This window comes from Pseudomonas sp. P8_229, assembly GCF_034008635.1.
Classification (GTDB): domain Bacteria; phylum Pseudomonadota; class Gammaproteobacteria; order Pseudomonadales; family Pseudomonadaceae; genus Aquipseudomonas.
The window spans coordinates 2,570,756-2,595,397 of record NZ_CP125378.1 but is presented as its reverse complement, the minus strand read 5'-3'; the positions used below and the strand labels follow the sequence as shown (position 1 = coordinate 2,595,397).

At 60.6% G+C, this 24,642-nt stretch carries 22 protein-coding genes; 17 read left to right on the top strand and 5 right to left on the bottom strand.

Going from position 1 to position 24,642, the window contains the following annotated elements:
* Nucleotides 1–66 precede the first annotated feature (66 nt).
* Nucleotides 67–492 (top strand): DUF4399 domain-containing protein, encoded by a 426-nt coding sequence (locus QMK55_RS11795; protein WP_102354890.1) that lies wholly within the window; start codon nucleotides 67–69, stop codon nucleotides 490–492.
* A 71-nt stretch (nucleotides 493–563) separates the two neighbouring features.
* Here QMK55_RS11795 and serA read toward each other — a convergent pair whose 3' ends face one another.
* On the bottom strand, nucleotides 564–1,793 hold the full coding sequence (gene serA, locus QMK55_RS11790) for a phosphoglycerate dehydrogenase (RefSeq protein ID WP_102354891.1): 1,230 nt from the start codon (nucleotides 1,791–1,793) through the stop codon (nucleotides 564–566).
* Between the two features lie 206 nt (nucleotides 1,794–1,999).
* Here serA and QMK55_RS11785 point away from each other — a divergent pair, with 206 nt between their 5' ends.
* The 4 genes from QMK55_RS11785 to QMK55_RS11770 all read left to right on the top strand — a co-directional run bounded on the left by QMK55_RS11785 (nucleotide 2,000) and on the right by QMK55_RS11770 (nucleotide 6,301).
* Nucleotides 2,000–3,394 carry an FAD-binding oxidoreductase gene (locus QMK55_RS11785; protein ID WP_320329229.1) on the top strand — a complete coding sequence of 465 codons (1,395 nt, stop codon included), beginning with the start codon at nucleotides 2,000–2,002 and terminating at the stop codon, nucleotides 3,392–3,394.
* Nucleotides 3,395–3,433: 39 nt separating this feature from the next.
* On the top strand, nucleotides 3,434–4,099 hold the full coding sequence (locus QMK55_RS11780) for a fumarylacetoacetate hydrolase family protein (protein WP_047596640.1): 666 nt from the start codon (nucleotides 3,434–3,436) through the stop codon (nucleotides 4,097–4,099).
* A gap of 258 nt (nucleotides 4,100–4,357) precedes the next feature.
* Nucleotides 4,358–5,281, top strand: coding sequence for an SdiA-regulated domain-containing protein (locus tag QMK55_RS11775; RefSeq protein WP_102354893.1), 924 nt, complete (start codon nucleotides 4,358–4,360; stop codon nucleotides 5,279–5,281).
* 102 nt (nucleotides 5,282–5,383) lie between these two features.
* Nucleotides 5,384–6,301 carry an SdiA-regulated domain-containing protein gene (locus QMK55_RS11770; RefSeq protein WP_102354894.1) on the top strand — a complete coding sequence of 306 codons (918 nt, stop codon included), beginning with the start codon at nucleotides 5,384–5,386 and terminating at the stop codon, nucleotides 6,299–6,301.
* A 150-nt stretch (nucleotides 6,302–6,451) separates the two neighbouring features.
* On the opposite strand, the gene rpiA is transcribed toward QMK55_RS11770, so the two are convergent.
* The gene (gene rpiA / locus QMK55_RS11765) at nucleotides 6,452–7,126 is read right to left on the bottom strand and encodes a ribose-5-phosphate isomerase RpiA (protein ID WP_095137581.1); all 675 of its coding nucleotides are present in this window, start codon (nucleotides 7,124–7,126) and stop codon (nucleotides 6,452–6,454) included.
* A 310-nt stretch (nucleotides 7,127–7,436) separates the two neighbouring features.
* Here rpiA and ilvA point away from each other — a divergent pair, with 310 nt between their 5' ends.
* Together ilvA and QMK55_RS11755 are read left to right on the top strand one after the other, a co-directional pair.
* On the top strand, nucleotides 7,437–8,951 hold the full coding sequence (gene ilvA, locus QMK55_RS11760) for a threonine ammonia-lyase, biosynthetic (RefSeq protein WP_102354895.1): 1,515 nt from the start codon (nucleotides 7,437–7,439) through the stop codon (nucleotides 8,949–8,951).
* A gap of 39 nt (nucleotides 8,952–8,990) precedes the next feature.
* Entirely contained in the window at nucleotides 8,991–9,416 is a 426-nt protein-coding gene (locus tag QMK55_RS11755; RefSeq protein ID WP_320329228.1) for a DUF2269 domain-containing protein, read from the top strand.
* Nucleotides 9,417–9,521: 105 nt separating this feature from the next.
* Here the strand turns inward: QMK55_RS11755 and QMK55_RS11750 are convergent, their stop codons facing one another.
* Nucleotides 9,522–10,178 (bottom strand): HAD family hydrolase, encoded by a 657-nt coding sequence (locus QMK55_RS11750; protein WP_320329227.1) that lies wholly within the window; start codon nucleotides 10,176–10,178, stop codon nucleotides 9,522–9,524.
* 143 nt (nucleotides 10,179–10,321) lie between these two features.
* Here QMK55_RS11750 and QMK55_RS11745 point away from each other — a divergent pair, with 143 nt between their 5' ends.
* A complete protein-coding gene (locus tag QMK55_RS11745; protein WP_003229203.1) occupies nucleotides 10,322–10,801 on the top strand; it encodes an RNA pyrophosphohydrolase in 480 nt (159 codons plus the stop codon).
* A gap of 22 nt (nucleotides 10,802–10,823) precedes the next feature.
* Nucleotides 10,824–13,103: a phosphoenolpyruvate--protein phosphotransferase gene (ptsP, locus tag QMK55_RS11740; protein WP_320329226.1), complete on the top strand. Its 2,280-nt coding sequence runs from the start codon at nucleotides 10,824–10,826 to the stop codon at nucleotides 13,101–13,103.
* Between the two features lie 235 nt (nucleotides 13,104–13,338).
* Here ptsP and QMK55_RS11735 read toward each other — a convergent pair whose 3' ends face one another.
* Nucleotides 13,339–14,085: an NRDE family protein gene (locus tag QMK55_RS11735; protein ID WP_102354899.1), complete on the bottom strand. Its 747-nt coding sequence runs from the start codon at nucleotides 14,083–14,085 to the stop codon at nucleotides 13,339–13,341.
* A 130-nt stretch (nucleotides 14,086–14,215) separates the two neighbouring features.
* On the opposite strand from QMK55_RS11735, the gene QMK55_RS11730 reads away from it, so the two are divergent.
* The 4 genes from QMK55_RS11730 to QMK55_RS11715 all read left to right on the top strand — a co-directional run bounded on the left by QMK55_RS11730 (nucleotide 14,216) and on the right by QMK55_RS11715 (nucleotide 17,904).
* Nucleotides 14,216–14,998, top strand: coding sequence for a sulfite exporter TauE/SafE family protein (locus QMK55_RS11730; protein ID WP_102354900.1), 783 nt, complete (start codon nucleotides 14,216–14,218; stop codon nucleotides 14,996–14,998).
* Between the two features lie 77 nt (nucleotides 14,999–15,075).
* On the top strand, nucleotides 15,076–15,891 hold the full coding sequence (gene lgt, locus QMK55_RS11725) for a prolipoprotein diacylglyceryl transferase (RefSeq protein ID WP_102354901.1): 816 nt from the start codon (nucleotides 15,076–15,078) through the stop codon (nucleotides 15,889–15,891).
* Between the two features lie 50 nt (nucleotides 15,892–15,941).
* Nucleotides 15,942–16,913 carry a thymidylate synthase gene (locus QMK55_RS11720; RefSeq protein WP_320329225.1) on the top strand — a complete coding sequence of 324 codons (972 nt, stop codon included), beginning with the start codon at nucleotides 15,942–15,944 and terminating at the stop codon, nucleotides 16,911–16,913.
* Nucleotides 16,914–17,064: 151 nt separating this feature from the next.
* The gene (locus QMK55_RS11715) at nucleotides 17,065–17,904 is read left to right on the top strand and encodes a hypothetical protein (RefSeq protein WP_320329224.1); all 840 of its coding nucleotides are present in this window, start codon (nucleotides 17,065–17,067) and stop codon (nucleotides 17,902–17,904) included.
* Nucleotides 17,905–17,924: 20 nt separating this feature from the next.
* On the opposite strand, the gene cadR is transcribed toward QMK55_RS11715, so the two are convergent.
* Nucleotides 17,925–18,374 carry a Cd(II)/Pb(II)-responsive transcriptional regulator gene (cadR, locus tag QMK55_RS11710; protein WP_130928467.1) on the bottom strand — a complete coding sequence of 150 codons (450 nt, stop codon included), beginning with the start codon at nucleotides 18,372–18,374 and terminating at the stop codon, nucleotides 17,925–17,927.
* 84 nt (nucleotides 18,375–18,458) lie between these two features.
* Here cadR and QMK55_RS11705 point away from each other — a divergent pair, with 84 nt between their 5' ends.
* The 4 genes from QMK55_RS11705 to QMK55_RS11690 all read left to right on the top strand — a co-directional run bounded on the left by QMK55_RS11705 (nucleotide 18,459) and on the right by QMK55_RS11690 (nucleotide 24,634).
* Nucleotides 18,459–20,732 carry a heavy metal translocating P-type ATPase gene (locus tag QMK55_RS11705; protein WP_320329223.1) on the top strand — a complete coding sequence of 758 codons (2,274 nt, stop codon included), beginning with the start codon at nucleotides 18,459–18,461 and terminating at the stop codon, nucleotides 20,730–20,732.
* 16 nt (nucleotides 20,733–20,748) lie between these two features.
* Nucleotides 20,749–21,612 carry a LysR family transcriptional regulator gene (locus tag QMK55_RS11700; RefSeq protein WP_320330250.1) on the top strand — a complete coding sequence of 288 codons (864 nt, stop codon included), beginning with the start codon at nucleotides 20,749–20,751 and terminating at the stop codon, nucleotides 21,610–21,612.
* A 221-nt stretch (nucleotides 21,613–21,833) separates the two neighbouring features.
* Complete coding sequence (locus QMK55_RS11695) at nucleotides 21,834–22,910, top strand: putative 2-aminoethylphosphonate ABC transporter ATP-binding protein (protein WP_102354905.1); 1,077 nt, start codon at nucleotides 21,834–21,836, stop codon at nucleotides 22,908–22,910.
* Nucleotides 22,910–24,634, top strand: coding sequence for a putative 2-aminoethylphosphonate ABC transporter permease subunit (locus QMK55_RS11690; RefSeq protein ID WP_320329222.1), 1,725 nt, complete (start codon nucleotides 22,910–22,912; stop codon nucleotides 24,632–24,634). Before QMK55_RS11695 ends, QMK55_RS11690 begins: the two co-directional genes overlap by 1 nt.
* Nucleotides 24,635–24,642 lie beyond the last annotated feature (8 nt).

Genomic DNA, 24,642 nt, shown 5'->3' with positions numbered 1-24,642 from the left:
TTCGACAACGAATGGTCATGAAGTTGTCATGACCACGCGGATTTTACGGAAAAACTGGAGAAGAAAATGAAAAGCTTTATGTCACGTGCAGCGTTGGCGGGTTTGCTGATGGGCGTTTCGGTGTTGGCCAGTGCCGCCACTCCGGCCCCGAAAGGCGCCGAAGTGTTCATCGTTTCTCCCGAGGATGGGGCCACGGTTTCTCAAGAGTTCAAGGTCAAGTTCGGCGTCAAGGACGTCGCGCTGGCGCCAGCCGGTGATGTCACCAAAAACACCGGTCACCACCACCTGCTGATCGACGTCGACAAGCTGCCGGCGGCGGGCGCACCGATTCCGAATGACGCCAACCACATGCACTTCGGCAAGGCGCAGACCGAGGCCACGATCAAACTGGCACCGGGCAAGCACACCCTGCAACTGGAGCTGGGTGACAGCGGTCACATGCCGTTCGATCCAGCAATCGTCTCGAAGAAAATCACCGTCAACGTCGAATAAAAAAAGGGAGCCCTTCGGGGCTCCCTTTTTTATCGCTGCAAGCCTGAAGCTAGTAGCTCGTCGCTGCTTCTTTAGAAGAGCACACGGCTACGGATGGTGCCGTTGATGTGCTGCAATTTCTCTTGCGCCAGATCCGAGTACTCGGCGTCGACGTCGATCACTACGTAGCCGACTTTCTCGTTGGTCTGCAGGAACTGACCGGAGATGTTGATACCGTTTTCGGCGAAGACCTTGTTGATCTCGCTCATCACACCCGGAATGTTCTCGTGGATGTGCAGCAGGCGGTGCTTGCCAGGGTGAGCCGGCAGGGCCACTTCCGGGAAGTTCACCGACGAAACGGATGTACCGTTGTCGCTGTACTTGACCAGTTTTTCCGCCACTTCCAGACCGATGTTCGCTTGCGCTTCAGCGGTCGAACCACCGATGTGCGGGGTCAGGATCACGTTGTCCAGGCCACGCAGCGGGCTTTCGAACTCTTCGTCGTTGGAGCGTGGCTCCACCGGGAATACGTCGATGGCCGCGCCGATCAGGTGCTTGTCCTTGATCGCGTCCGCCAGGGCGTCGAGCTCGACCACGGTGCCGCGCGCGGCGTTGATCAGGATGCCGCCCTTCTTGATGGCGCGGATTTCCTTCTCGCCGATCATCCACTGGGTCGCAGCGGTTTCCGGAACGTGCAGGGTGACGATGTCGGACATGCCCAGCAACTCGTGCAGGTTGCCGACCTGAGTGGCGTTGCCCAGCGGCAGCTTGGTCACGGTGTCGTAGAAGAACACTTGCATGCCCAGACCTTCAGCCAGTACCGACAGCTGAGTACCGATCGAGCCGTAGCCGACGATGCCGAGTTTCTTGCCACGGATCTCGAAGGAGTTGGCTGCGGACTTGATCCAGCCGCCACGGTGGCAGGAAGCGTTTTTCTCAGGGATGCCGCGCAGCAGCAGAATCGCTTCGGCCAGTACCAGCTCCGCTACGGAACGGGTGTTGGAGTACGGCGCGTTGAACACGGCAATACCGCGCTCGCGGGCAGCACTCAGGTCAACCTGGTTGGTGCCGATGCAGAAACAGCCGACTGCCACCAGCTTCTTCGCGTGATCGAAGATCTCTTCGGTCAGTTGTGTGCGCGAACGAATGCCGATGAAGTGAGCGTCAGCGATCTTTTCCTTGAGCTCGGCTTCCGGCAAGGAGCCTGTCAGGTATTCGATGCTGGTGTAGCCCGCCGCCTTGAGGACGTCGACAGCCGATTGGTGGACGCCTTCGAGAAGAAGGAACTTGATCTTGCTCTTATCGAGAGAAGTCTTGCTCATCTGCGTAAACCTGTATCCCGGAGAAAAATGGCAGGGAGGGGAGCAGCCTGGAGCTGACCCGCACGGCAAGAAAGCCGTCACCGCAGAACTGGCCTTGGGCACTGGCCTGCGGGGTCGGTATGCTAGCATAGCCACCCCGCGAAACACTCATTCCTGCGACGTGAAGCGTCTTCAGGATGACCATGAATTGTTCGAGAGTTCTGTCGATGACCAATCCTGCCCTGATTGATGAACTGAAGACCCTGGTCGAGCCTGGCAAGGTCCTGACCGACGCCGACTCCCTGAATGCGTACGGCAAGGATTGGACCAAGCACTTCGCGCCCGCGCCGAGCGCCATTGTGTTTCCCAAGACCATCGAGCAGGTGCAGGCGATTGTCCGTTGGGCCAACACCCACAAAGTGGCGCTGGTGCCATCTGGCGGGCGAACCGGACTTTCTGCCGCCGCCGTGGCCGCCAACGGCGAAGTGGTGGTGTCGTTCGACTACATGAATCAGATTCTCGACGTGAACCTCACCGATCGCACGGCTGTTTGTCAGCCGGGCGTGGTCACCGAACATTTGCAGACCGTCGCTGAAGAGAAGGGCCTGTACTACCCGGTGGACTTCGCTTCTGCCGGTTCCAGCCAGATTGGCGGCAATATCGGCACCAATGCCGGCGGAATCAAGGTGATTCGCTACGGCATGACCCGCAACTGGGTCGCTGGCATGAAAGTGGTCACCGGCAAGGGTGATGTGCTGGAACTGAACAAAGATCTGATCAAGAACGCCACCGGTTACGACTTGCGCCAGTTGTTCATCGGCGCCGAAGGCACTCTCGGCTTTGTGGTTGAAGCGACCATGCGTCTGGATCGCGCGCCGAAAAATCTCACCGCGATGGTCCTCGGCACCGCTGACTTCGACTCGATCATGCCGGTGCTGCATGCCTTCCAGGGCAAGCTCGACCTGACCGCCTTCGAGTTCTTCTCCGACAAGGCTCTGGCCAAAGTGCTGGGTCGTGGTGATGTGCCGGCCCCTTTCGAAACCGACTGCCCGTTCTACGCACTGCTGGAATTTGAAGCGAGCACTGAAGAGGTGGCCAACAGCGCTCTGGAAACCTTCGAGCACTGCGTCGAGCAGGGCTGGGTGCTGGACGGCGTGATGAGCCAGAGCGAAACCCAGCTGCAGAACCTGTGGAAGCTGCGCGAGTACATCTCCGAGACCATTTCGCACTGGACGCCGTACAAGAACGACATCTCGGTCACTGTCTCGAAAGTGCCGGCATTCCTGCGGGAAATCGACGCGATCGTCGGCGAATATTATCCGGACTTCGAAATTGTCTGGTTCGGCCACATCGGCGACGGCAACCTGCACCTGAACATTCTCAAGCCGGATAACCTGAGCAAGGACGAGTTCTTCGCCAAGTGCGCGACCGTCAATAAATGGGTGTTCGAGACCGTCGAGAAATACAACGGCTCGATTTCCGCCGAGCATGGCGTGGGCATGACCAAGCGCGACTACTTGACGTACAGCCGCTCCCCGGTCGAAATCGAGTACATGAAAGCGGTCAAAGCGGTGTTCGACCCGAACGGCATCATGAATCCGGGCAAGATCTTCGCGGTTTGATTGGCAATCCCTTGAATCAATGAAGGCAGGAGTCGGTAAATGAGCTATCAGCACCAGTATGTCGACGGCACACGCATTCACTTCCCGATCGGGAAAGTGGTGTGCATTGGCCGTAATTACGCCGAACACGCCAAGGAACTGGACAATCCGGTCCCTACCGAACCATTGCTGTTCATCAAGCCGGGCAGTTGTGTGGTGCCGCTGGAAGGCGGTTTCAGCATTCCGACCGAGCGCGGTTCGGTGCACTATGAGGCGGAAATCGCCGTGCTGATCGGCAAGCCGCTGTCGACCAAGCCGAGCCGCGAAGAAGTGCTCGATGCGATCTCCGGTTTCGCCCCGGCGCTGGACCTGACCCTGCGCGACAAACAGGCTGAGCTCAAGTCCAAGGGCCTGCCATGGGAAATCGCCAAGTCGTTCGACGGCGCGGCGGTGATCGCCCCGTTCGTGGTCGGTAGCACCTTCGCTGACCTGACCGACATCGGCATTCGCCTGACCATCAACGGTGAAGTGCGCCAGGACGGCAACAGCAGCGCGATGCTCAACCCGATCGTGCCGATGATCCAGCACATGGCCGGCTGCTTCTCGCTGCAGGCCGGTGACGTGATCCTCACTGGCACGCCTGTGGGTGTCGGCCCGCTGAATGTCGGCGACGATATCGTGCTGGAACTGGTCGGTGCGAGCAGCTTCACCAGCAGCGTGCGTTAACCCACTGCAATCCCCCTGTAGGAGTGAGCCTGCTCGCGATAGCAGTCTGTCAGTTAACGAACGTGTTGACTGAGCCGACGCCATCGCGAGCAGGCTCACTCCTACATTGGTTCTGTGTCGCGGCCCGCAAAGACGAAGGGCAATCCCGCCATTTGCCGTTTTTTTCACATCCTGTCCGGATAATTCCTCTCATTCTGGCGTCTGAGCCGGCCTCTTTGTGCTATTACCCATAGCCTGAATTTTCGGAACGCGTCCCTGATGTCAGCTCAAACTCAGCTCAATCCTCCTCGTCGCTCACGTTTTGCCCTGCGCTGGTATGTCTGGCTGTTGCTGGTGCTCGCCGCCGCTTATGGTCTGGCGTTTGCCATGCATTGGGATGACCGTGGCCTGCTCTGGGTGCGCGAGCGTTTCGAGAGTCAGGCCGAGCAGAAAGCCAGCATCTGGTTGCCGGACTATCGGGCGGTGATCGACGGCAAACTGCTGCCGGGCATGGAAAAGGACGAAGCCTCGGACCTGTCCTATAACCCGCAGACCAAAACCCTGTTTTCGGTAATGGGCAAGAACCCGTTCCTGGTCGAATTGACCCTGCAGGGCGATGTGCTGCGCAAGATGCCGCTGGTGGGCTGGGTCAACCCGGAAGGTGTGACCGTGATGGAAAACGGCTTGATGGCGATCGTCGACGAACGCGATCACCTGCTGACCATCGTCAAGGTCGATGCCAGCACCCGTGAGCTGAATATCGCCGACTTCCCGAAATACGACCTCGGCCCGTCGAAAAACCAGAACAAGGCGTTCGAAGCGATCACCTGGGATCCGCGCAACCAGCAGTTGCTGTTGGGCGAAGAGCGCCCGCCGGCGTTGTTCACCTGGAAAAGCGACGGCAGCCAGATCCTCAAGGGCGACAAGCAGAAGCTGGCCAGCGATGAACTGGATATCCGCAACCTGTCTGCGCTGGCAATCGACCCGCGTACCGGCCACACCCTGGTGCTGTCCGCCGACTCGCACCTGCTGCTGGAGCTGGACGAGAAGGGTGAGCAGGTCAGCTTCATGACCCTGCTCGGCGGCTTCAACGGTTTGAAGAACACCATTCCCCGCGCTGAAGGCGTGACCATGGACGAGGCTGGCACGCTGTACATGGTCAGCGAGCCAAACCTGTTCTATCGCTTCGAAAAGCAGAAGTAAGCCCATCGGCCCCGGCTTGTGGTCACGGGCAAGTGGCCATTAAGCTTCAGTTCAGACAGGCGTGATATTTCATCCGCCTGTTTTGATCCCGAGCCTGCCCGAATGCGTCGACTTGCCCGCCCCAAGCCCCTGTTTGTCATCCTGTCGGTGATGGCTCTGATCGCATTGATCGCGCTCGGCCAATACCTGCGCCTGTTCGAGCGCGCCTGGTTCAACCTGCACACCCTGTGGCAGCCATTGAGCAGCGAGGCCATTGGCCTGGATCAATACCGGGTCGAGGTCGAAGCCAGGGTCATCGACGGGCTGAACGATGATGTGTCGGCGCTGACCTACGATCCGGTGCGCAACAGCCTGTTCACCGTGACCAACAAAAATGCCGAGCTGGTCGAGTTATCACTCGAAGGCAAGATTCTGCGGCGTATCGCACTGATCGGCTTCGGTGATCCGGAAGCGATGGAGTTCATCAGCGCCGACACCTACGTGATCACCGACGAGCGCCAGCAACGGCTGATCAAGGTCCATCTGCAAAAGGACACCACGTTCCTCGATGCGGCGGACGCCGAACAGATGACCCTTGGCGTACACATGAGCGGCAACAAGGGCTTCGAAGGTCTGGCGTATGACTCGGTGGGCAAGCGCCTGTTCGTGGCCAAGGAGCGTGATCCGATGCTGATTTATGAAGTGCACGGATTTCCGCACTTCAATCCGGAAAAGTCCTACGCCGTGCACGTGATCAACAACCCCAAGCGCGATGCCGGGATGTTCGTGCGCGATCTGTCGAGCCTGCAATACGACGAGCGCAGCGGCCATTTGCTGGCGCTGTCCGACGAGTCGGGGCTGATTCTGGAGCTGGATGTGGACGGGCGCCCATTGAGCACCTTGTCGCTGAACAAGGGTCGGCAGGGCTTGCAGAAGAGGGTGCCGCAGGCCGAAGGCATTGCGATGGATGATGACGGGACGTTGTATCTGGTGAGCGAGCCGAACCTGTTTTACGTCTTCAAGAAACCAGCGCAAAACTGACTGACACCGCAAAAAACCAAATGTGGGAGCGGGCTTGCTCGCGAAAGCGGTGGATCAGTCGACATCTGCATTGACTGAACCACCGCTTTCGCGAGCAAGCCCGCTCCCACAGGGGTAATGCATCTGCCCACAAGCTGTGGACAGCCAGGCTTACTCAGCCTTCAGGGTTTTCACGCCTTCGCTGGTGCCCAGCAGCAACAGATCCGCCGGACGCGCCGCGAACAGGCCGTTGGTGACCACGCCGACGATCGCATTGATCTGCGCTTCCAGCTCCACCGGGTTGGTGATCTGCAGGTTGTACACGTCGAGGATGATGTTGCCGTTGTCAGTCAGCACGCCTTCGCGGTACACCGGGTCGCCGCCCAGTTTCACCAGTTGACGGGCGACGTGGCTGCGGGCCATCGGGATCACTTCGACCGGCAGCGGGAATTCGCCCAGCACCGGTACCAGTTTGCTGGCGTCGGCGATGCAGATGAAGGTCTTGGCCACGGCCGCGACGATCTTCTCGCGGGTCAGGGCTGCGCCGCCGCCCTTGATCAGGTTCAGGTGCGCGTCGCTCTCATCGGCGCCGTCGACGTAGAACTCCAGGTCGCTGACGGTGTTCAGTTCATACACCGGAATGCCGTGGCCCTTGAGGCGCGCGGCAGTGGCTTCGGAGCTGGCGACCGCGCCATCGAACGCGCCCTTGTGCTGGGCCAGCGCATCAATGAAACAGTTGGCGGTGGAGCCGGTGCCGACCCCGACGATGCTCTTGTCGTCGAGTTTTGGAAGGATGAAGTCGACGGCGGCCTGAGCCACTGCCTGTTTGAGTTGATCCTGGGTCATGCGGGCTCCGGAAGCGGGCAAGGTAAGAACGGAAAGGCCGGTATTATATCCCCATGCCCGGCGAAAACCTCCTGTGGTGAGGGGATTTAACGAAACGTCGCACCGCTCCGACCAGCGACGCAGTCGTCGTAAAACCTGAGGGTGCGGTATCACTTGATGACTGCTGGGGGAGTGCTTCGCACTCCATCGGGGATAAATCCCCTCGCCACAATGGGTTCTCACTGGTTAAAACCACCTGTTTAGTGTGGTCGCCCAGGCAAAGGCCGGGTTAGACTCCTTGGTCCCGCCCAATCGCCAGTGATGCTTTCCGATGCTCGAACAGTACGTCAAAAAGATCCTCACCTCGCGCGTTTATGACGTTGCCGTAGAAACCCCGCTGCAGAACGCTCGCCAGCTCTCCGAGCGGCTGGGCAATGACATCTGGCTCAAGCGTGAAGACTTGCAGCCGGTGTTCTCGTTCAAGATTCGCGGCGCCTACAACAAGCTGACGCAACTGAGCGATGAAGAGCGCGCCCGTGGCGTGGTTACCGCGTCGGCGGGCAACCATGCGCAGGGTCTGGCGCTGGCGGCGAAAGTACTGGGCGTGAAAGCGACCATCGTGATGCCCAAGACCACCCCGGAAATCAAGGTCGAAGGTGTGCGTTCGCGCGGCGGCAAAGTGGTGCTGCACGGTGATTCGTTCCCGGAAGCGCTGGCCTACTCGCTGAAACTGGTCGATGAAAAGGGCTACGTTTACATCCACCCGTACGATGATCCGCACACCATTGCCGGGCAGGGCACCGTGGCGATGGAAATTCTGCGTCAGCACCCGCAACCGCTGGACGCGATCTTCGTGCCGGTCGGTGGCGGCGGTCTGATTGCCGGCATCGCGGCGTACGTGAAATACCTGCGCCCGGACATCAAAGTCATCGGCGTCGAGCCGGACGACTCCAACTGCCTGCAAGCGGCCATGGCTGCCGGTGAGCGCGTGGTGCTGCCGACCGTGGGCATTTTCGCCGATGGCGTGGCGGTGGCGCAGATCGGCCAGCACACCTTCGACATCTGCAAAGACTACGTTGATGAAGTGATCACCGTCAGCACTGACGAGATCTGTGCGGCAATCAAGGATATCTACGACGATACCCGCTCGATCACCGAACCTGCCGGTGCCTTGGGCGTGGCCGGGATCAAGAAGTACGTCGAGTTGCGCGGTGTCAGCGGCCAGACCTTCGTTGCCATCGACTCCGGGGCCAACGTCAACTTCGACCGCTTGCGCCACGTCGCCGAGCGCGCCGAGCTGGGCGAGGGCCGTGAAGCGATCATCGCCGTGACCATCCCCGAGCAGGCCGGCAGCTTCAAGGCCTTCTGCGAAGCGATCGGCAAGCGCCAGATCACCGAATTCAACTACCGCTACAACACCGGCAGCGAAGCGCACATCTTCGTTGGCGTGCAGACCCACCCGGAAAACGATCCGCGCAGCGCGCTACTGGCAAGCCTGACCGAGCAAGGGTTCCCGGTCATCGACTTGACCGACAATGAACTGGCCAAGCTGCACATCCGCCACATGGTCGGCGGGCGCGCGGCGCAAGTGGTCGATGAAGTGGTGCTGCGCTTCGAATTTCCGGAGCGTCCGGGTGCGCTGTTCAACTTCCTCAACAAGCTCGGCGGACGCTGGAACATCTCGATGTTCCATTACCGCAACCATGGTGCGGCGGACGGCCGTGTCGTCGCGGGCCTGCAAGTGCCTCATGACGAGCGTCATCTGGTGCCGGCGGCGCTGGCGGAAATCGGTTACCCGTACTGGGATGAAAGTGATAACCCGGCCTATAAGCTGTTTCTTGGCTGAGCGGCTACGCTGATGGGCAGGCCATAAGGAAATCGAACAATGGAAACGTTAACCGCCCTGAAAACGGCGCACATGGTGGCGACGGTGGTGTTGCTGGCCAGTGCGCTGGGTCTGGGAATCTGGGTTTTACTGACACGGCGCAAAGGTGACGCAACGGCCGGCAGCCGCACCTTGCAACGGCCTCGGGTGTTCATCTGGCTGTTGATGGGGCTGGCGCTGTTGAGCATGCCGTTCACCGGCTGGGGCATGGTGCATCTGGTCGGCTGGCCACTGGGGCAGACCTGGCTGCTGGCCTCCAGCGTGCTGTACACCGTGGCGGCGCTGGCATGGTTCTGGTTGCTGGTGCGTTTGAATCGCCTGCGCAAGGCGCCGGGTGGCGTCGGCAAGTTCAGTTTTGCCTTGGCCTTGTTCAGCTTTGTCTGCTTTGTGGCGATTGCCGGGTTGATGGGCGCCAAGCCTGTTTAAGGCTTGAGACCGGGTTGGCCCCATTCGCGAGCGGGCTCGCTCGCACAGGGGATTTGTGAACGACACAGATCCAATTTGGGAGCGAGCCTGCTCGCGAAGGCGTCATCAGCCGCGCAACGAAATCACCGGCCAGCCACGTTTCTCGGCTTCAGCCCGCAGATTCGGGTCCGGATCAACCGCCACCGGGTTCGCCACCTGCTCCAGCAGCGGCAAATCATTCATCGAATCACTGTAGAAATAGCTGTCATCCAGCGAATGCCCGGTCTCTGCCAGCCAGCGATTCAGGCGCGTCACCTTGCCTTCGCGAAAGCACGGAATGTCGGTGCTGCGTCCGCTGTAGCGGCCGTCGATCATTTCGCATTCGGTGGCGATCAGGGTTTCAACGCCCAGGCGCACGGCAATCGGTGCGGTGACGAAGCGGTTGGTGGCGGTGATGATCACCAGTTTGTCGCCAGCGTCGCGGTGCTTTTTCAGCAGCTCCAGCGCCTTGGGCAGCACGATCGGTTCGATGCAGTCGCGCATGTAATCGTTGTGCCATTGATCGAGCACGGCCATTTCGGTGCGGCCGAGGATTTCCAGGCAGAAGTTCAGGTACGCGGCGTTATCCAGTTTGCCGGCCAGGTAATCCTGATAGAACTCGTCGTTGCGTGCTTTGTACGCGATCGGGTCGAGGAAGCCGCGTTCGCACAGATAGTCGCCCCAGGCGTGATCGCTGTCGCCGCCCAGAAGGGTGTTGTCCAAATCGAATAGAGCCAGGCGCATTGCAGTTACCCGCTGAAAAGTCAGTAAAAAGGCGACAAGAATACGGTCTTTTCACAAGAGTGCACATAAGGTAGGAACCTTCGTTGCCGCCTTATCAAGCTTTGTGGAACAATGCGGCGACATGCGTTTGCGAGGTTGTTGCCGTGATCGACCCCGATGGTTTCCGCCCCAATGTCGGGATCATTCTGACGAATGACGCCGGCCAGGTGCTGTGGGCTCGCCGTATCAATCAAGATGCCTGGCAGTTTCCGCAAGGGGGAATCAACCCCGAGGAGACGCCGGAAGACGCCTTGTACCGCGAGCTGAACGAAGAAGTTGGCCTGGAACGTGAAGATGTTGAAATACTGGCCTGTACTCGGGGCTGGTTGCGCTATCGTTTGCCGCAACGTCTGGTGCGTACCCACAGCCAACCGCTGTGCATCGGCCAGAAACAGAAATGGTTTCTCCTGCGCCTGATCTCCAACGAGCAGCGGGTGCGGATGGATTTGACCGGTAAACCGGAGTTCGATGGCTGGCGCTGGGTCAGCTATTGGTATCCGTTGGGCCAGGTGGTGACATTCAAGCGCGAGGTGTATCGCCGCGCCCTCAAAGAGCTTGCCCCGCGCCTTTTAGCGCGCGACTGACGACGGAGTTCGACCCCGAGCCATGCTCAATACGCTGCGCAAGATCGTCCAGGAAGTTAACTCCGCCAAGGATCTCAAGGCGGCGTTGGGGATTATTGTGTTGCGCGTCAAAGAGGCCATGGGCAGCCAGGTCTGCTCGGTCTACCTGCTTGATCCCGAGACCAACCGCTTCGTCCTGATGGCCACCGAGGGCTTGAACAAGCGCTCGATCGGCAAGGTCAGCATGGCACCCAACGAAGGTCTGGTGGGTCTGGTCGGCACGCGTGAAGAACCCCTGAACCTCGAAAACGCCGCGGATCACCCGCGCTACCGCTACTTCGCCGAGACCGGCGAGGAGCGCTACGCCTCTTTCCTCGGGGCACCGATCATTCACCACCGTCGCGTCGTCGGCGTGTTGGTCATCCAGCAGAAAGAACGCCGCCAGTTCGACGAAGGTGAAGAAGCCTTTCTCGTGACCATGAGCGCGCAGCTCGCCGGTGTAATTGCTCACGCCGAGGCCACCGGTTCGATCCGTGGTCTGGGTCGTCAGGGCAAGGGCATTCAGGAAGCCAAGTTCGTCGGCGTGCCGGGTTCGCCCGGGGCGGCCGTCGGTACGGCGGTGGTCATGTTGCCGCCGGCGGACCTGGACGTGGTGCCAGACAAGCACATCACCGACATCGACGCCGAACTGGCGTTGTTCAAGACCGCCATCGAAGGCGTGCGCGCCGACATGCGTGCGTTGTCGGCCAAACTGGCGACCCAGCTGCGCCCGGAAGAGCGCGCGCTGTTCGACGTCTACCTGATGATGCTCGACGACGCCTCGCTGGGCAGCGAAATCACCACCGTGATCAAGACCGGCCAGTGGGCTCAGGGCGCGCTGCGTCAAGTGGTCACCGAACACGTCAACCGTTTCGAGCTGATGGACGACGCCTACCTGCGCGAGCGTGCCTCGGACGTCAAAGACCTCGGTCGCCGCCTGCTTGCGTACTTGCAGGAAGAGCGCCAGCAGAACCTGGTCTATCCGGAAAAAACCATTCTGGTCAGCGAAGAGCTGACGCCGGCGATGCTCGGCGAGGTGCCGGAAGGCACGCTGGTCGGTCTGGTTTCGGTACTCGGTTCCGGTAACTCTCACGTCGCGATCCTGGCCCGGGCCATGGGTATTCCGACGGTGATGGGCCTGGTCGACCTGCCGTATGCCAAGGTCGACGGCATCGAGGTGATCGTCGATGGCACCCGCGGCGAGGTCTACACCAACCCCAGCGACGTACTGCGCAAGCAGTTCGCCGAGGTGGTCGAAGAAGAGAAACAACTGGCGCTGGGCCTCGATACCCTGCGTGACCTGCCGTGCGTGACCCTCGATGGCCACCGCATGCCGCTGTGGGTCAACACCGGCCTGCTGGCCGATGTGGCGCGGGCACAGAAGCGCGGCGCCGAAGGTGTCGGCCTGTACCGCACCGAAGTACCGTTCATGATCAACCAGCGCTTCCCGAGCGAAAAGGAACAACTGGCGATCTACCGCGAGCAGCTCGCTGCATTTCACCCGCAACCGGTGACCATGCGCAGCCTGGACATCGGCGGTGACAAGTCGCTGTCGTACTTCCCGATCAAGGAAGACAACCCGTTCCTCGGCTGGCGCGGGATCCGCGTGACCCTCGACCACCCGGAAATCTTCCTGGTGCAGACCCGCGCCATGCTCAAGGCCAGCGAAGGCCTGAACAACCTGCGGATTCTGCTGCCGATGATTTCCGGCACCCACGAACTCGAAGAAGCCTTGCACCTGATCCACCGTGCATGGGGCGAAGTGCGCGATGAAGGCACCGACGTGCCGATGCCGCCTATCGGGGTGATGATCGAGATTCCGGCAGCGGTGTACCAGACCAAGGAGCTGGCGCGGCAGGTGGACTTCCTCTCGGTCGGCTCCAACGACCTGACCCAATACCTGCTGGCGGTGGACCGCAACAACCCGCGGGTGGCCGATCTCTACGACTACCTGCACCCGGCGGTGCTGCAAGCTCTGCAAACGGTGGTGCGCGATGCGCATGCCGAAGGCAAACCGGTGAGCATCTGCGGTGAAATGGCCGGTGATCCGGCAGCGGCGGTGCTGTTGATGGCGATGGGCTTCGACAGCCTGTCGATGAACGCCACCAACCTGCCGAAGGTCAAGTGGATGCTGCGCCAGATCAACCTGAGCAAGGCCAAGGATCTGCTGGCTGAGCTGATGACCATCGACAACCCGCAAGTGATCCACAGCTCGCTGCAACTGGCGCTGAAGAATCTCGGGTTGTCGAAGATCAATCCGCCGGCGGTCAACAAGGCCCTCTGAAGATCAAAAGCCCCTCACCCTAACCCTCTCCCAAAGGGAGAGGGGACTGATTGGGGGATGCTGCAGAGGTACGCCGACCTGAAAATGCTTTGCTGAATCCATAATCGATTCACACCGATTTGAAGGTGCTGTGTTGAATCCATAGTCGACTCGGTCTTTCAGGTCGATGTACGGCTCAAGACACCTCGGTCGGCTCCCTCTCCCTCCGGGAGAGGGCTGGGGTGAGGGTTTGCTCTTAGACGCAAAGCTCAACTTCCCCAAGATGCCCGCCATATGGCCCGAAACTCCGCTCCACCATCCGCCGAGTCCCATCCGCCTGAACGATCAACGCCGTACTCGCCCGCGTCCCGTAACTCTGACTGGCAATAAACACACTCGACAACAATGACTCCGTCGCCATGCCCACCCCGGTATCTGGCAATTCGGCAGATGGGGCCGTCTGCGTATCACTCAACAATGCCAACAGCTGCTCAGGCTGAGGATCCTCCAGCACCGCACTCAACCCAGCCTTGGCCTTGAGCAACTTCGGCCACGGCGTATCCAGCCCGGCATTCGATAACCCGTAGACGCCCGATTCCAGCATCACCGGCTCCGACATCCGCGCATTGAAGTGCCACAGCTCATGACTATTGCCGAGCAGCAGATTAAACCCGGCATATTCCGCCGCACGCCCGACCACATCGCTCAAATAATCATCAATCGACGCATCGCCCGTGAGAAACCGCGCCACCAACTCGCCCCGCGACTTGCGCGCTGGCGGCTGCTGCGGATCGCGAATATTGGTCAGCGCGGCAAAGCGCCCGTTGGCCCCGATCCCCAGCCAGGTGCCACCGGCTTCAAGATCACGCCCCGCGTGCACATGCGGCGCCTCCGGCCATTGCGCCAAGGGCAGGCTCGGCCGGGCGTAAAACTCGTCACGGTTGGCCGCGACGATCAGCGGCTGGGCATGGCCCGGGCGCCAGGCGAAAACAATCAGGCACATAAGGTGGTCCTTGTGTGTTTTTTGCTCACTCTACGCAGTCGTCGTCCGTGCATCCATCGTAAGTGGAGCCAAAGGGCATGCATCCGTTACCATGCCGCTCCGGTTTTGGGGATGCGTCTGGGAGACGGTCATGGAATTTCTGCTCTATCTGGCGTTGGGCGCCTGTGCGGGCGTGCTGGCCGGGCTGTTTGGCGTCGGCGGCGGGATCATCATCGTGCCGGTGCTGGTGTTCAGTTTCACCCTGCAGGGCTTTGATCAGTCGATCCTCACCCATCTGGCGGTCGGGACGTCACTGGCGACGATCATCTTTACCTCGGTCAACGCCGTGCGTGAGCATCACCGTCGTGGCGCGGTGCGCTGGCCGATCTTCATGTGGATGGCCGTCGGCATTTTGCTGGGCGCCGGTTTCGGTGCCCTGACTGCCGAGGCGATTTCCGGGCCGCACCTGCAAAAGATCATCGGCGTGTTCGCCTTGATCATCTCGGTGCAACTGGCGCTGGACATAAAACCCAAGGCCAGCCGAACGGTGCCGGGCAAATTCGGTCTGACCGTGGCCGGCAGCATCATCGGTTGGGCTTCCGCGATTTTTGGCGTCGGTGGCGGCTCTTTGACCGTGCCGTTCCTGACCTGGCGCAGCGTGCCGATGCAGCAAGCGGTGGCGACGTCGTCGGCCTGCGGCCTGCCAATCGCCTTGGTCAGTGCATTAAGTTTCATGATTCTGGGGTGGCACGATCCGTTGTTGCCACCGCATAGTCTCGGTTTTGTGTATTTGCCGGCGCTGCTGGGCATCGCCCTGACCAGCATGGTCTTCGCCCGCATCGGCGCGCGTCTGGCGCATCGGTTGTCGCCGCGCTTGCTGAAACGGCTGTTCGCCGCTTTGCTGTTCAGCGTGGGTGTGAGTTTCCTGCTTTAACCGTCGCAATCCTGGCTTAATCCTGAGGTGGCAGCGTCGCCCGGGAATTTTGGTTTCAACTCTAACGAGGAGTCGCAATGCTGCCTTACCCGCAGATCGACCCGGTGGCCCTGGCCATCGGTCCGCTGAAAATCCACTGGTACGGCCTGATGTACCTCGTCGGCATCGGCGGCGCATGGCTGCTGGCGTCGAGCCGGCTCAACCGTTTCGATCCGACCTGGACCAAGGAGAAACTCTCCGATCTGGTGTTCTGGCTGTCGATGGGGGTGATTGTCGGTGGACGTCTGGGTTACGTGCTGTTCTACGATCTGAGCGCCTACATCGCCAACCCGACGCTGATTTTCGAGGTGTGGAAGGGCGGCATGTCGTTCCACGGCGGGTTCATCGGCGTGATGCTCGCGGCGGTGTGGTTCGGCAAGCGTAACGGCAAGACGTTCTTCCAGTTGATGGACTTCGTCGCACCGATGGTGCCGATCGGTCTGGGTGCCGGGCGTATCGGCAACTTCATCAACGCCGAGCTCTGGGGCAAGCCGACCGACGTGCCGTGGGCGATGATCTTCCCGCCATTCAGCGATCCGGCGCAGTTGCCGCGTCACCCGTCGCAGCTGTATCAGTTTGCGCTCGAAGGCGTGGCGCTGTTCCTGATCCTGTGGTTGTTCTCGCGCAAGCCGCGTCCGACCATGGCGGTTTCGGGCATGTTCGCGCTGTTCTACGGCATCTTCCGTTTCATCGTCGAGTTCGTCCGCGTACCGGACGCGCAACTGGGCTATCTGGCCTGGAACTGGCTGACCATGGGCCAGATTCTGTGCGTGCCGATGATCGTCGGTGGATTGTTCCTGATCTGGCTGGCCTATCGTCGTGCGCCGGCAGCGCCCGTTGCGCCGACCGCTTAAACTACGAACCCCGGCGCGCGACGCCGGGGCTCAAAGGACACAGGTAACTCATGAAGCAATATCTCGAACTGGTTTCGCACGTCATCCAGAACGGCACCAAACAGGCCAACCGTACCGGCATCAACACCATCAGTTTCCCGGGTGCAATGCTGCGTTTCGATCTGCAGGAAGGTTTCCCGGCGATCACCACCCGCAAAATGGCCTTCAAATCGGCTATCGGCGAGATGTGCGGCTTTCTGCGTGGTGTGAACAACGCCGCTGAATTCCGTGCGCTGGGCTGCAAGGTCTGGGACCAGAACGCCAACGAAAACGCCCAGTGGCTGGCCAACCCGTTCCGTCAGGGCGAAGACGATCTCGGCGAAATCTACGGCGTGCAATGGCGCAAGTGGCCGGCGTACAAGCAGATCCCGCTGAGCAACCCGGCGGCCATCGAGCAGACCCTGAGCAATGGCTACAAGCAGATCGCTCAGGGCGAAGAAGACGGCCAGGCCTACGTGGTGCTGTACAAAGCCATCGACCAGGTGCGCCAGTGCGTCGACACGATCATCAAGGATCCGGGCAGCCGCCGTATTCTGTTCCACGGCTGGAACTGCGCCCAGCTCGATGAAATGGCCCTGCCGCCGTGCCATCTGCTGTACCAGTTCCACCCGAATGTCGAGACCAAAGAGATTTCTCTGACCCTGTACATCCGTTCGAATGATCTGGGTCTGGGCACGCCGTTCAACCTCACCGAAGGCGCCGCGCTGCTGAGCCTGATCGGTCGCCTGACCGGCTACACGCCGCGCTGGTTCACCTATTTCATCGGTGATGCGCACGTCTACGAGAACCACCTGGACATGCTCAACGAACAGCTCAAGCGCGAACCGTTCGCCATGCCGAAACTGAAAATCTCCGATCGCGTACCGGAATTTGCCAAGACTGGCGTATATCAGCCGGAATGGCTGGAGTTGGTGGAGCCGAGCGATTTCTCGCTGGAAGGCTACGAGCACCATGCGCCGATGACCGCGCCGATGGCGGTCTGATTTTATTGCAGGCACGGCTTTGCCTGATTGCAAAAGAATCTAACAAACTGTCAACTCTGACAGGTGGCGGACAAATGAAAGGGTGTTTGACTGACCATTAGCCATTCGGCTGTGGACGGCAACGCCCTTTCTTTATTTGTGGAGTTTCACTATGCCAATCAATGCAAACGATGCAACCAGCGGGTTTTCGGAGCGCACAATCGGTTCTACCGCCCAGAGCTCAAGCGTTCAATTGCCTGGAGCACCGTATGTTGGTTGCAGGAGTAGTTCGGGGGTGGTTCATTTTTTACCTTCCATTGCCCCCTGGGATTGCGTGATACCTGGTGAATTACTTCGGGGCGCCCCGCTTTTTGTTGATTCGCTGTTTTATGTGGTGCCTGTAAACAATCGGGACTTTCAGATCGGCGATCAAGTGCGGGTGCAAGGGCAGGCTTTCGGAGGAAGCGGAGGAAGCTTCCAGTTACCCTCCCAGACAGTTACTGGTTTTACCGATTTGTATTTTCCTTTTTCCGACGCTGAAGCACTCAAGCTCGAAGGAGACAGGGTCGAAGTCATCTTTGTAATCACAAGAAACGGAGGTTCTTTGCCTTCGGGATCTCTGTTCGTCAACTTCGTCCTTCCACTGGTCCAAACCGGGCAGATTTCTATCGAGGGAGTGTCGAATGGCGAACTGGAGATTGATAAACATCCAGATGGCCTCGTCCTTACAGTTCCGACGGTCTTGAACCTACAAACGAATAACGCCATCGAAATTTATGTGCTGAGTGATCTTGAGGGCAGACCAAGCGCACGGAACTGGAGAGACTATCAGCGCAAATTGACAGTCACTCCGGAATCAGCTGTCCAGTTCCGAATTGAACCAAGCGTCTATCAAGCGTTTCGTGGAGAGTCGGTTTTTCTGTATGGCAGCTTCTTTCTAGGTGCAGGAATGGTCCCGGGGATTAGTTACGGTATGGGCCGCCAAGGCATTCTGGAGTTCAAACTGATCTGATCATGGGAGTGATGGTTGACTTAGTGGCCGTGGCTGCGGCCCACATGCGAATGCTCGACCTCCGCAGCCACAACTCCGCCACTCACTTCCAGCCGCTGCAGGATCCCGCACTGATCTGCTTCCGGCCCTTCGCCACAACGTTGGCGCAGGTCGAGCAGTTGTGTCTGCAAGGCCAGCAATCCATCAATCCGCGCCTTCACATGCTGGATGTGCTCGTCGATCAGCGCGTTGACGCTCTCGCATTGATCCTGCGGGCTGTCGCGCAGCGCGAGCAGGCTGCGGATTTCCTCGAGGGTCATGTCGAGGGTACGGCAGTTGCGGATGAAGGTCAGGCGCTCGGCGTGCGCCTGGGTGTAGACGCGGTAGTTGCCGTCGCTGCGGGCCGGTTCCGGCAGCAGGTTTTCGCGCTCGTAATAGCGGATGGTTTCCACGGCGCAGTCGGTGAGTTTGGCCAGTTCTCCGATCTTCATGACGGCAATCTCCAAAAGGGTGCTTGACCCTATAGTGGCTACAGGGTCTTTACTTGGCAACAGGCACCTTCATGGACGCGACCAATGAGCGATTCCCAGCACACCCACACCCACCCCCACTCCCACAAGCCGGGCGACGGGCACGATCACAGTCATAAATTGCAGCCTGTGCATAAACATGACCACGGCGGCGATGCCTGCTGTTCATCAAAAGCCGCTGCACCGTCGCGGATTCAACTGAGCGAGACGAAAAGCGCCGACGCCCGGTTGAGCAGTTTCCGCATCGAAGCGATGGACTGCCCGACCGAGCAGACGCTGATCCAGAATAAACTCGGCAAGCTGGCCGGTGTACAGCAACTGGAATTCAACCTGATCAACCGCGTGCTCGGCGTGACGCATAACCTGCCGGGTACCGAGCCAATCACTGAGGCGATCAAATCCCTCGGCATGCACGCCGAGCCGCTGGAGGCGGGCGTCGAAGCCCCGGCCCCTGCGCCGGTGAAAAAACACTGGTGGCCGCTGGCGCTGTCCGGCGTCGGTGCGCTGGCGGCTGAAGTTATCCACTTCACCAATGCCGCGCCGACCTGGGTGGTGGCGATCATTGCGCTGGTATCGATCCTCAGCGGTGGCCTGACGACGTACCAAAAGGGCTGGATCGCCCTGAAGAACCGCAACCTCAACATCAACGCGCTGATGAGCATCGCGGTGACGGGGGCGGTGCTGATCGGGCAGTGGCCGGAAGCGGCGATGGTGATGTTCCTGTTCACCGTGGCCGAACTGATTGAAGCGCGCTCGCTGGATCGCGCCCGCAACGCCATCAGCGGTCTGATGCAGATGACCCCGGAACAGGCCACGGTGCAGCAAGCCGACGGCAACTGGATCGAACAAGAGGTTAAAAGCGTCGAACTCGGCGCCCGCGTGCGAGTAAAACCCGGCGAGCGTATCGCGCTGGACGGTGAAGTCGTCAGCGGCAGCTCGACCATCGATCAGGCACCGATCACCGGCGAAAGCCTGCCGGTGGAAAAAACCGTCGGCGACAAAGTCTTCGCCGGTACGATCAACCAGGCCGGTTCGCTGGAATACGCGGTCACTGCCGCGGCGAATAACTCGACCCTGGCGCGGATCATCCACGCCGTCGAGCAGGCTCAAGGCGCGCGCGCACCGACCCAACGCTTCGTCGATCAGTTCTCGAAAATCTACACCCCGGTGGTATTCGTCCTGGCGTTGGCCGTGGCGATCATCCCGCCGCTGTTCATGGGCGCGGTGTGGTTCGACTGGATCTACCGCGCGCTGGTGCTGCTGGTGGTCGCGTGCCCATGCGCACTGGTGATTTCCACCCCGGTGACTATCGTCAGCGGCCTCGCGGCAGCCGCGCGCAAAGGTATTCTGGTCAAGGGCGGCGTGTACCTGGAGGGCGGTTTCAAGCTCGATTATCTGGCGCTGGACAAGACCGGGACCATCACCCACGGCAAACCGGTGCAGACCGATTACCTGTCGCTGGACCCGACCGCCGACGCCACGGCGCCGGCAATTGCTGCCGCGTTGGCCGGACGTTCCGATCACCCGGTGTCGCTGGCGATCGCCAATGCAGCTGTGGACAAGAATCTCGCTGCGCTGGCTGTGGATAACTTCGAAGCGCTGGCCGGTCGCGGTGTGAAGGGCCAGGTCAACGGCCAGACCTATCACTTGGGCAACCACCGTCTGGTTGAAGAACTGGGCCTGTGCTCACCGCAACTGGAAGAAAAACTCTTCGCGCTGGAGAAGCAGGGCAAGTCCGTGGTGCTGCTGCTCGACAGCTCCGGCCCGCTGGCGCTGTTTGCCGTGGCCGACACGGTCAAGGAAACCAGCCGCGAAGCGATCCGCCAGTTGCACGCCCTGGGCGTGAGAACCCTGATGCTCACCGGCGACAACGTGCACACCGCGCAGGCGATCGCGGCGCAGGTCGGCATCGATCAGGCCAAGGGTGACTTGCTGCCGACCGACAAGCTGCAAGCCATCGAAGAGCTTTATGCACAGGGCCACCGGGTGGGCATGGTCGGCGACGGCATCAACGACGCCCCGGCACTGGCCCGCGCCGAGATCGGTTTCGCCATGGCGGCGGCCGGTACCGACACCGCGATTGAAACCGCCGATGTCGCCCTGATGGACGACGATCTGCGCAAGATCCCGGCGTTCATCAGCCTGTCGCGCAATACCGCCAGCATTCTGAAACAGAACATCGCGTTGGCACTGGTGATCAAGGCTATCTTTCTTGGGGTAACCTTCGCCGGGCTCGCCACCATGTGGATGGCGGTGTTCGCCGACATGGGCGTGAGCCTGTTGGTGGTGTTCAACGGCTTGCGCCTGTTGCGTAAATAAACGATGAGGGATGGTTGTGCTGAGTGCCGAGCTGAAAGCGTTTTACATGGTCGCCCGCTTGGGCAGCATCACGCTGGCAGCGAAGAAACTCGGCCTCAGCCAACCCACCGTGACCACGCAGATCCGCAACCTGGAAAGCCAGTATTCGGTGGAGCTGTTCTACCGTGGCGGTCGGCGCCTGAGCGTCAGTGACGAAGGCGCGCGGTTGCTGCCGATGGTCAAGGCGCTGTTGCAGCAGGAGTCCGACATCGAATTCTTCCTGCGCAACAGCGGTCAGGTGCAGGGCACGTTACGCATCGCCGCCACTGCGCCGTATTACATCCTCGATCTGGTGAAGACCTTCCGCGAGCGCCTGCCGCAGGTGGAAGTGTCGGTGGAAATCGGCAATTCGCAGCAGGTGCTGGAAGCGCTGGAGGATTATCGGGTGGACGTCGCGGCGTCGTCACAGTTGCTTGAGGATGCGCGGTTGATTCGTCGGGTGTTGGGGACTGATCCGCTGGTGCTGGCGGTGCATCGCAACCATCCGCTGGCGACGCAGGAGCATGTGGCATTGAGCGCACTGGCCGGGCATACGTTGTTGATGCGTGAGTCGGGCTCGACGACGCGGCGGCTGACGGAAGAATTGCTCGCGACTGCTGGGGTGAGCTTCGGGCCGTTGCTGGAAATTGGCAGCCGTGAGTCGATTCGAGAGGCGGTGTTGCGCAATATCGGTATCAGCATTATTGCGCGGCAGGAAGTGCCGCATGATCCGCAACTGCGCGTGTTGACCATCGAGAATGCGCCGCAGATTCCTGAGTACCTTTACTGCCTCAAGGAGAGGAAGGCGGCGCGGTTGCCGGCGGCGTTCCTCGGCTTGGCCCAGGAAATGTCTCCTGCGTAATGATCGTTCCCACGCTCCGCGTGGGAACGCAGCCCGGGACGCTCTGCGTCCCAACAGCCGAACGCGGAGCGTCCGATGAGGCATTCCCACGCAGAGCGTGGGAACGATCTCTGGTGAACCAAAATCCCTGAATACCACTATCGGCCGTTTTTGCCTCACTGCCACATGACGGACGCATTACAACTCTAGGATTGGCCCCATCTGCTTGATGAGGTCTGTCCATGAATCCTGCCATCGCAACTGCCCTGACCAACCCCGGTGCGCCGATGAAAGTGCGCGGCGTGCAGAAACGCTTCGGCGCGTTCACCGCGCTGGATAACGTCTCCCTCGATGTCGCCGCCGGTGAACTGGTGTGCCTGCTCGGCCCGTCGGGCTGCGGCAAGACCACGCTGCTGCGCTGCATCGCAGGGCTGGAAAAGCAGGACAGCGGCGAGTTGTATCTGGGTGAGCGCGACGTTTCCCATCTCGCCCCGCAGGCCCGCGACTATGGGATTCTGTTCCAGTCCTACGCGCTATTCCCCAATCTGACGGTTGAAGCGAACATTGCCTACGGCCTCGCCGGCAGTGGTCGCGACGAAGTGCGCCGTCGCGTCGCTCAGATGCTGGAACTGGTCGGCCTCACCGGCAGTGAAAAAAAGTATCCGGGCCAGTTGTCTGGCGGCCAGCAGCAACGCGTCGCGCTGGCTCGCGCCCTGGCACCCGCGCCGTCGTTGCTGTTGCTCGATGAACCGATGTCGGCGCTGGACGCCCGCGTCCGCGAGCATCTGTGCACCGAGCTGCGCCAACTGCAGCGCAACCTCGGCATCACCACCCTGATGGTCACGCACAATCAGGACGAAGCCATGTTGATGGCCGACCGCATCGCCGTGATGAACAACGGCCGCGTCGAGCAGTACGCCACCCCGCAGGAAATCTACAACCGCCCGGCCACGCCGTTCGTGGCCGAGTTCGTCGGGCAGGGTAACTGGTTGCCGTTCCAGCGCAGCAGCGACAGCCATGCGCAGGTCGGCGGGATGAACCTGCGCTTGGCCGACGGTAGTGTGCACAGCGCCTCGGGTCGTTTGTTCTGCCGCCCGGAAGCGATCAACGTCAATCCGCTGGTGCACGAAGAAAACCTGTTCCCGGCCAAGGTCCGCGAGATCACCTTCCTCGGTAACCGCTGCCGCATGAGCTTCGAGCTCGATCAACTGCCGGGCCATTCACTGCTCGCCGAACTGGCGCCGGAAGCCATGCCGCGTCTTGGCGCGCAGCAGATCATGGTCGCCTTGCCACCGCGCAGCCTGCAGGTGTTCGCCTGATGAGCGCGAACATCGCACTGCCGCTACCGCACAAGCAGGCGCGGCAGGTGTCCGGTGCCGAGGTCGGTGACCGGATCTTCGTCCTCGGCGGCAAAGTCCTGCTGCTGTTGCTGCTCGGTGTCGCGGTGCTGCTGCCATTGCTGGCGATCTTCTGGCGCGGTTTCAGCAGCGAGGCCGGGCAGGGCGGTGGCTGGCTCGCCGCCAGGGAGTTGGTGGCCAGCGACAATTTCCACTGGCTGCTCGGCAACAGCCTGAAAGTTTCCCTCAGCGTCGCGGCCATCGTCGTACCGCTGGCCTACCTGTTTGCCTACGCGCTGCAACGCACACTGATTCCGGCCAAGGGCATCTGGCGCGGAATTTCCCTGCTGCCGCTGATGGCGCCGTCGATGCTGCCGGGGATTGCGCTGGTCTATCTGTTCGGCAACCAGGGCATGTTGCGCGGGCTGCTGTCGGACAACATCTACGGGTTCTGGGGGATCGTGCTGGGCGAGGTGATTTACACCTTCCCCCATGCGTTGATGATTTTGCTCTCGGCATTGTCGCTGGCCGATGCGCGCCTGTTCGACGCCGCGTCGAGCATGGGTGCCAGCCCCGCCAAGGCTTTTCGCAGCATCACCTGGCCGGCGACTCGCCAGGCGGTGTTCGCCGCGTTCTGTCTGGTGTTCACCCTGACCATCACTGATTTCGGCGTGCCGGTGGTGGTCGGTGGTGACTATCAAGTGCTGGCGCTGGAAGCCTACAAAGCCGTGGTCGGCCAACAACAATTCGGTCGCGGCGCGTTGATCGGCATGGTGCTGTTGCTGCCGGCGCTGTTCAGCTTCGGCGTCGATGCCTGGCTGCGCCGGCGTCACGGCGATTCCATGAGCGGTCGTGCTCAGGTGTTCAAGCCGGCACCGTCGACACTGCGTGACGGTTGTTATCTGGCGATTGTTTTACTGATCAGCGCCGCGTTGATTCTGGTGTTCGGCATGGCGGTGTTCTCGTCGCTGGTGAAGTTCTGGCCGTACAACCTGTCGCTGTCGCTCAATCACTACCAGTTCAACGAAACCGCCGGCGGTGGCTGGCTGGCCTATAGCAACAGCCTGAAGATGGCGCTGGGCACGGCACTGATCGGCAGTGTGCTGATCTTCACTGGCGCTTACCTGATGGAGAAAACCCGCAGCCAGCGCGGCCTCAACCTGACGTTGCGCATGCTCAGTTTCATACCAATGGCAGTGCCGGGGCTGGTGCTTGGTCTGGGTTACGTCTTCTTCTTCAACCTCAGCGGCAACCCGCTGCACGTGCTCTACGGGACGATGACGCTGCTGATCGTCTGCACCATTGCGCACTATCTGACTACCGCACAAATGACCGCGACCACCGCGCTGCGCCAGCTCGATGCCGAGTTTGAAGCCGCCGCGCTGTCGCTCAAGGCGCCGCTGTACCGGCATTACTTGCGCGTCACCGTGCCGATCTGCCTGCCGGCGCTGCTGGACATCGTGCGCTACCTGTTCGTCTCGGCGATGACCACTGTTTCTGCTGCGATCTTCCTCTACAGCCCCGACACGATCCTTGCGGCGGTGGCGGTGCTGAACATGGATGACGCCGGCAACGTCGGCGGCGCGGCGGCGATGTCGACCCTGATTCTGTTCACCTCGGCAGGCGTGTCCTTGCTGCTGGCGTGGGCTTCGCGCGGCTTGCTGCGCCGTTCTCAAGCCTGGCGGCAAACCGCGCCCGGTCACTGATTCCAACC

What these genes read in the sequence shown, in the direction of transcription:
- QMK55_RS11795 (WP_102354890.1), top strand. Translation starts at nt 67, where the DNA reads ATGAAAAGCTTTATGTCACGTGCAGCGTTGGCGGGTTTGCTGATGGGC.
- serA (WP_102354891.1), bottom strand. Translation starts at nt 1,793, where the DNA reads ATGAGCAAGACTTCTCTCGATAAGAGCAAGATCAAGTTCCTTCTTCTC.
- QMK55_RS11785 (WP_320329229.1), top strand. Translation starts at nt 2,000, where the DNA reads ATGACCAATCCTGCCCTGATTGATGAACTGAAGACCCTGGTCGAGCCT.
- QMK55_RS11780 (WP_047596640.1), top strand. Translation starts at nt 3,434, where the DNA reads ATGAGCTATCAGCACCAGTATGTCGACGGCACACGCATTCACTTCCCG.
- QMK55_RS11775 (WP_102354893.1), top strand. Translation starts at nt 4,358, where the DNA reads ATGTCAGCTCAAACTCAGCTCAATCCTCCTCGTCGCTCACGTTTTGCC.
- QMK55_RS11770 (WP_102354894.1), top strand. Translation starts at nt 5,384, where the DNA reads ATGCGTCGACTTGCCCGCCCCAAGCCCCTGTTTGTCATCCTGTCGGTG.
- rpiA (WP_095137581.1), bottom strand. Translation starts at nt 7,126, where the DNA reads ATGACCCAGGATCAACTCAAACAGGCAGTGGCTCAGGCCGCCGTCGAC.
- ilvA (WP_102354895.1), top strand. Translation starts at nt 7,437, where the DNA reads ATGCTCGAACAGTACGTCAAAAAGATCCTCACCTCGCGCGTTTATGAC.
- QMK55_RS11755 (WP_320329228.1), top strand. Translation starts at nt 8,991, where the DNA reads ATGGAAACGTTAACCGCCCTGAAAACGGCGCACATGGTGGCGACGGTG.
- QMK55_RS11750 (WP_320329227.1), bottom strand. Translation starts at nt 10,178, where the DNA reads ATGCGCCTGGCTCTATTCGATTTGGACAACACCCTTCTGGGCGGCGAC.
- ptsP (WP_320329226.1), top strand. Translation starts at nt 10,824, where the DNA reads ATGCTCAATACGCTGCGCAAGATCGTCCAGGAAGTTAACTCCGCCAAG.
- QMK55_RS11735 (WP_102354899.1), bottom strand. Translation starts at nt 14,085, where the DNA reads ATGTGCCTGATTGTTTTCGCCTGGCGCCCGGGCCATGCCCAGCCGCTG.
- QMK55_RS11730 (WP_102354900.1), top strand. Translation starts at nt 14,216, where the DNA reads ATGGAATTTCTGCTCTATCTGGCGTTGGGCGCCTGTGCGGGCGTGCTG.
- lgt (WP_102354901.1), top strand. Translation starts at nt 15,076, where the DNA reads ATGCTGCCTTACCCGCAGATCGACCCGGTGGCCCTGGCCATCGGTCCG.
- QMK55_RS11720 (WP_320329225.1), top strand. Translation starts at nt 15,942, where the DNA reads ATGAAGCAATATCTCGAACTGGTTTCGCACGTCATCCAGAACGGCACC.
- QMK55_RS11715 (WP_320329224.1), top strand. Translation starts at nt 17,065, where the DNA reads ATGCCAATCAATGCAAACGATGCAACCAGCGGGTTTTCGGAGCGCACA.
- cadR (WP_130928467.1), bottom strand. Translation starts at nt 18,374, where the DNA reads ATGAAGATCGGAGAACTGGCCAAACTCACCGACTGCGCCGTGGAAACC.
- QMK55_RS11705 (WP_320329223.1), top strand. Translation starts at nt 18,459, where the DNA reads ATGAGCGATTCCCAGCACACCCACACCCACCCCCACTCCCACAAGCCG.
- QMK55_RS11695 (WP_102354905.1), top strand. Translation starts at nt 21,834, where the DNA reads ATGAATCCTGCCATCGCAACTGCCCTGACCAACCCCGGTGCGCCGATG.
- QMK55_RS11690 (WP_320329222.1), top strand. Translation starts at nt 22,910, where the DNA reads ATGAGCGCGAACATCGCACTGCCGCTACCGCACAAGCAGGCGCGGCAG.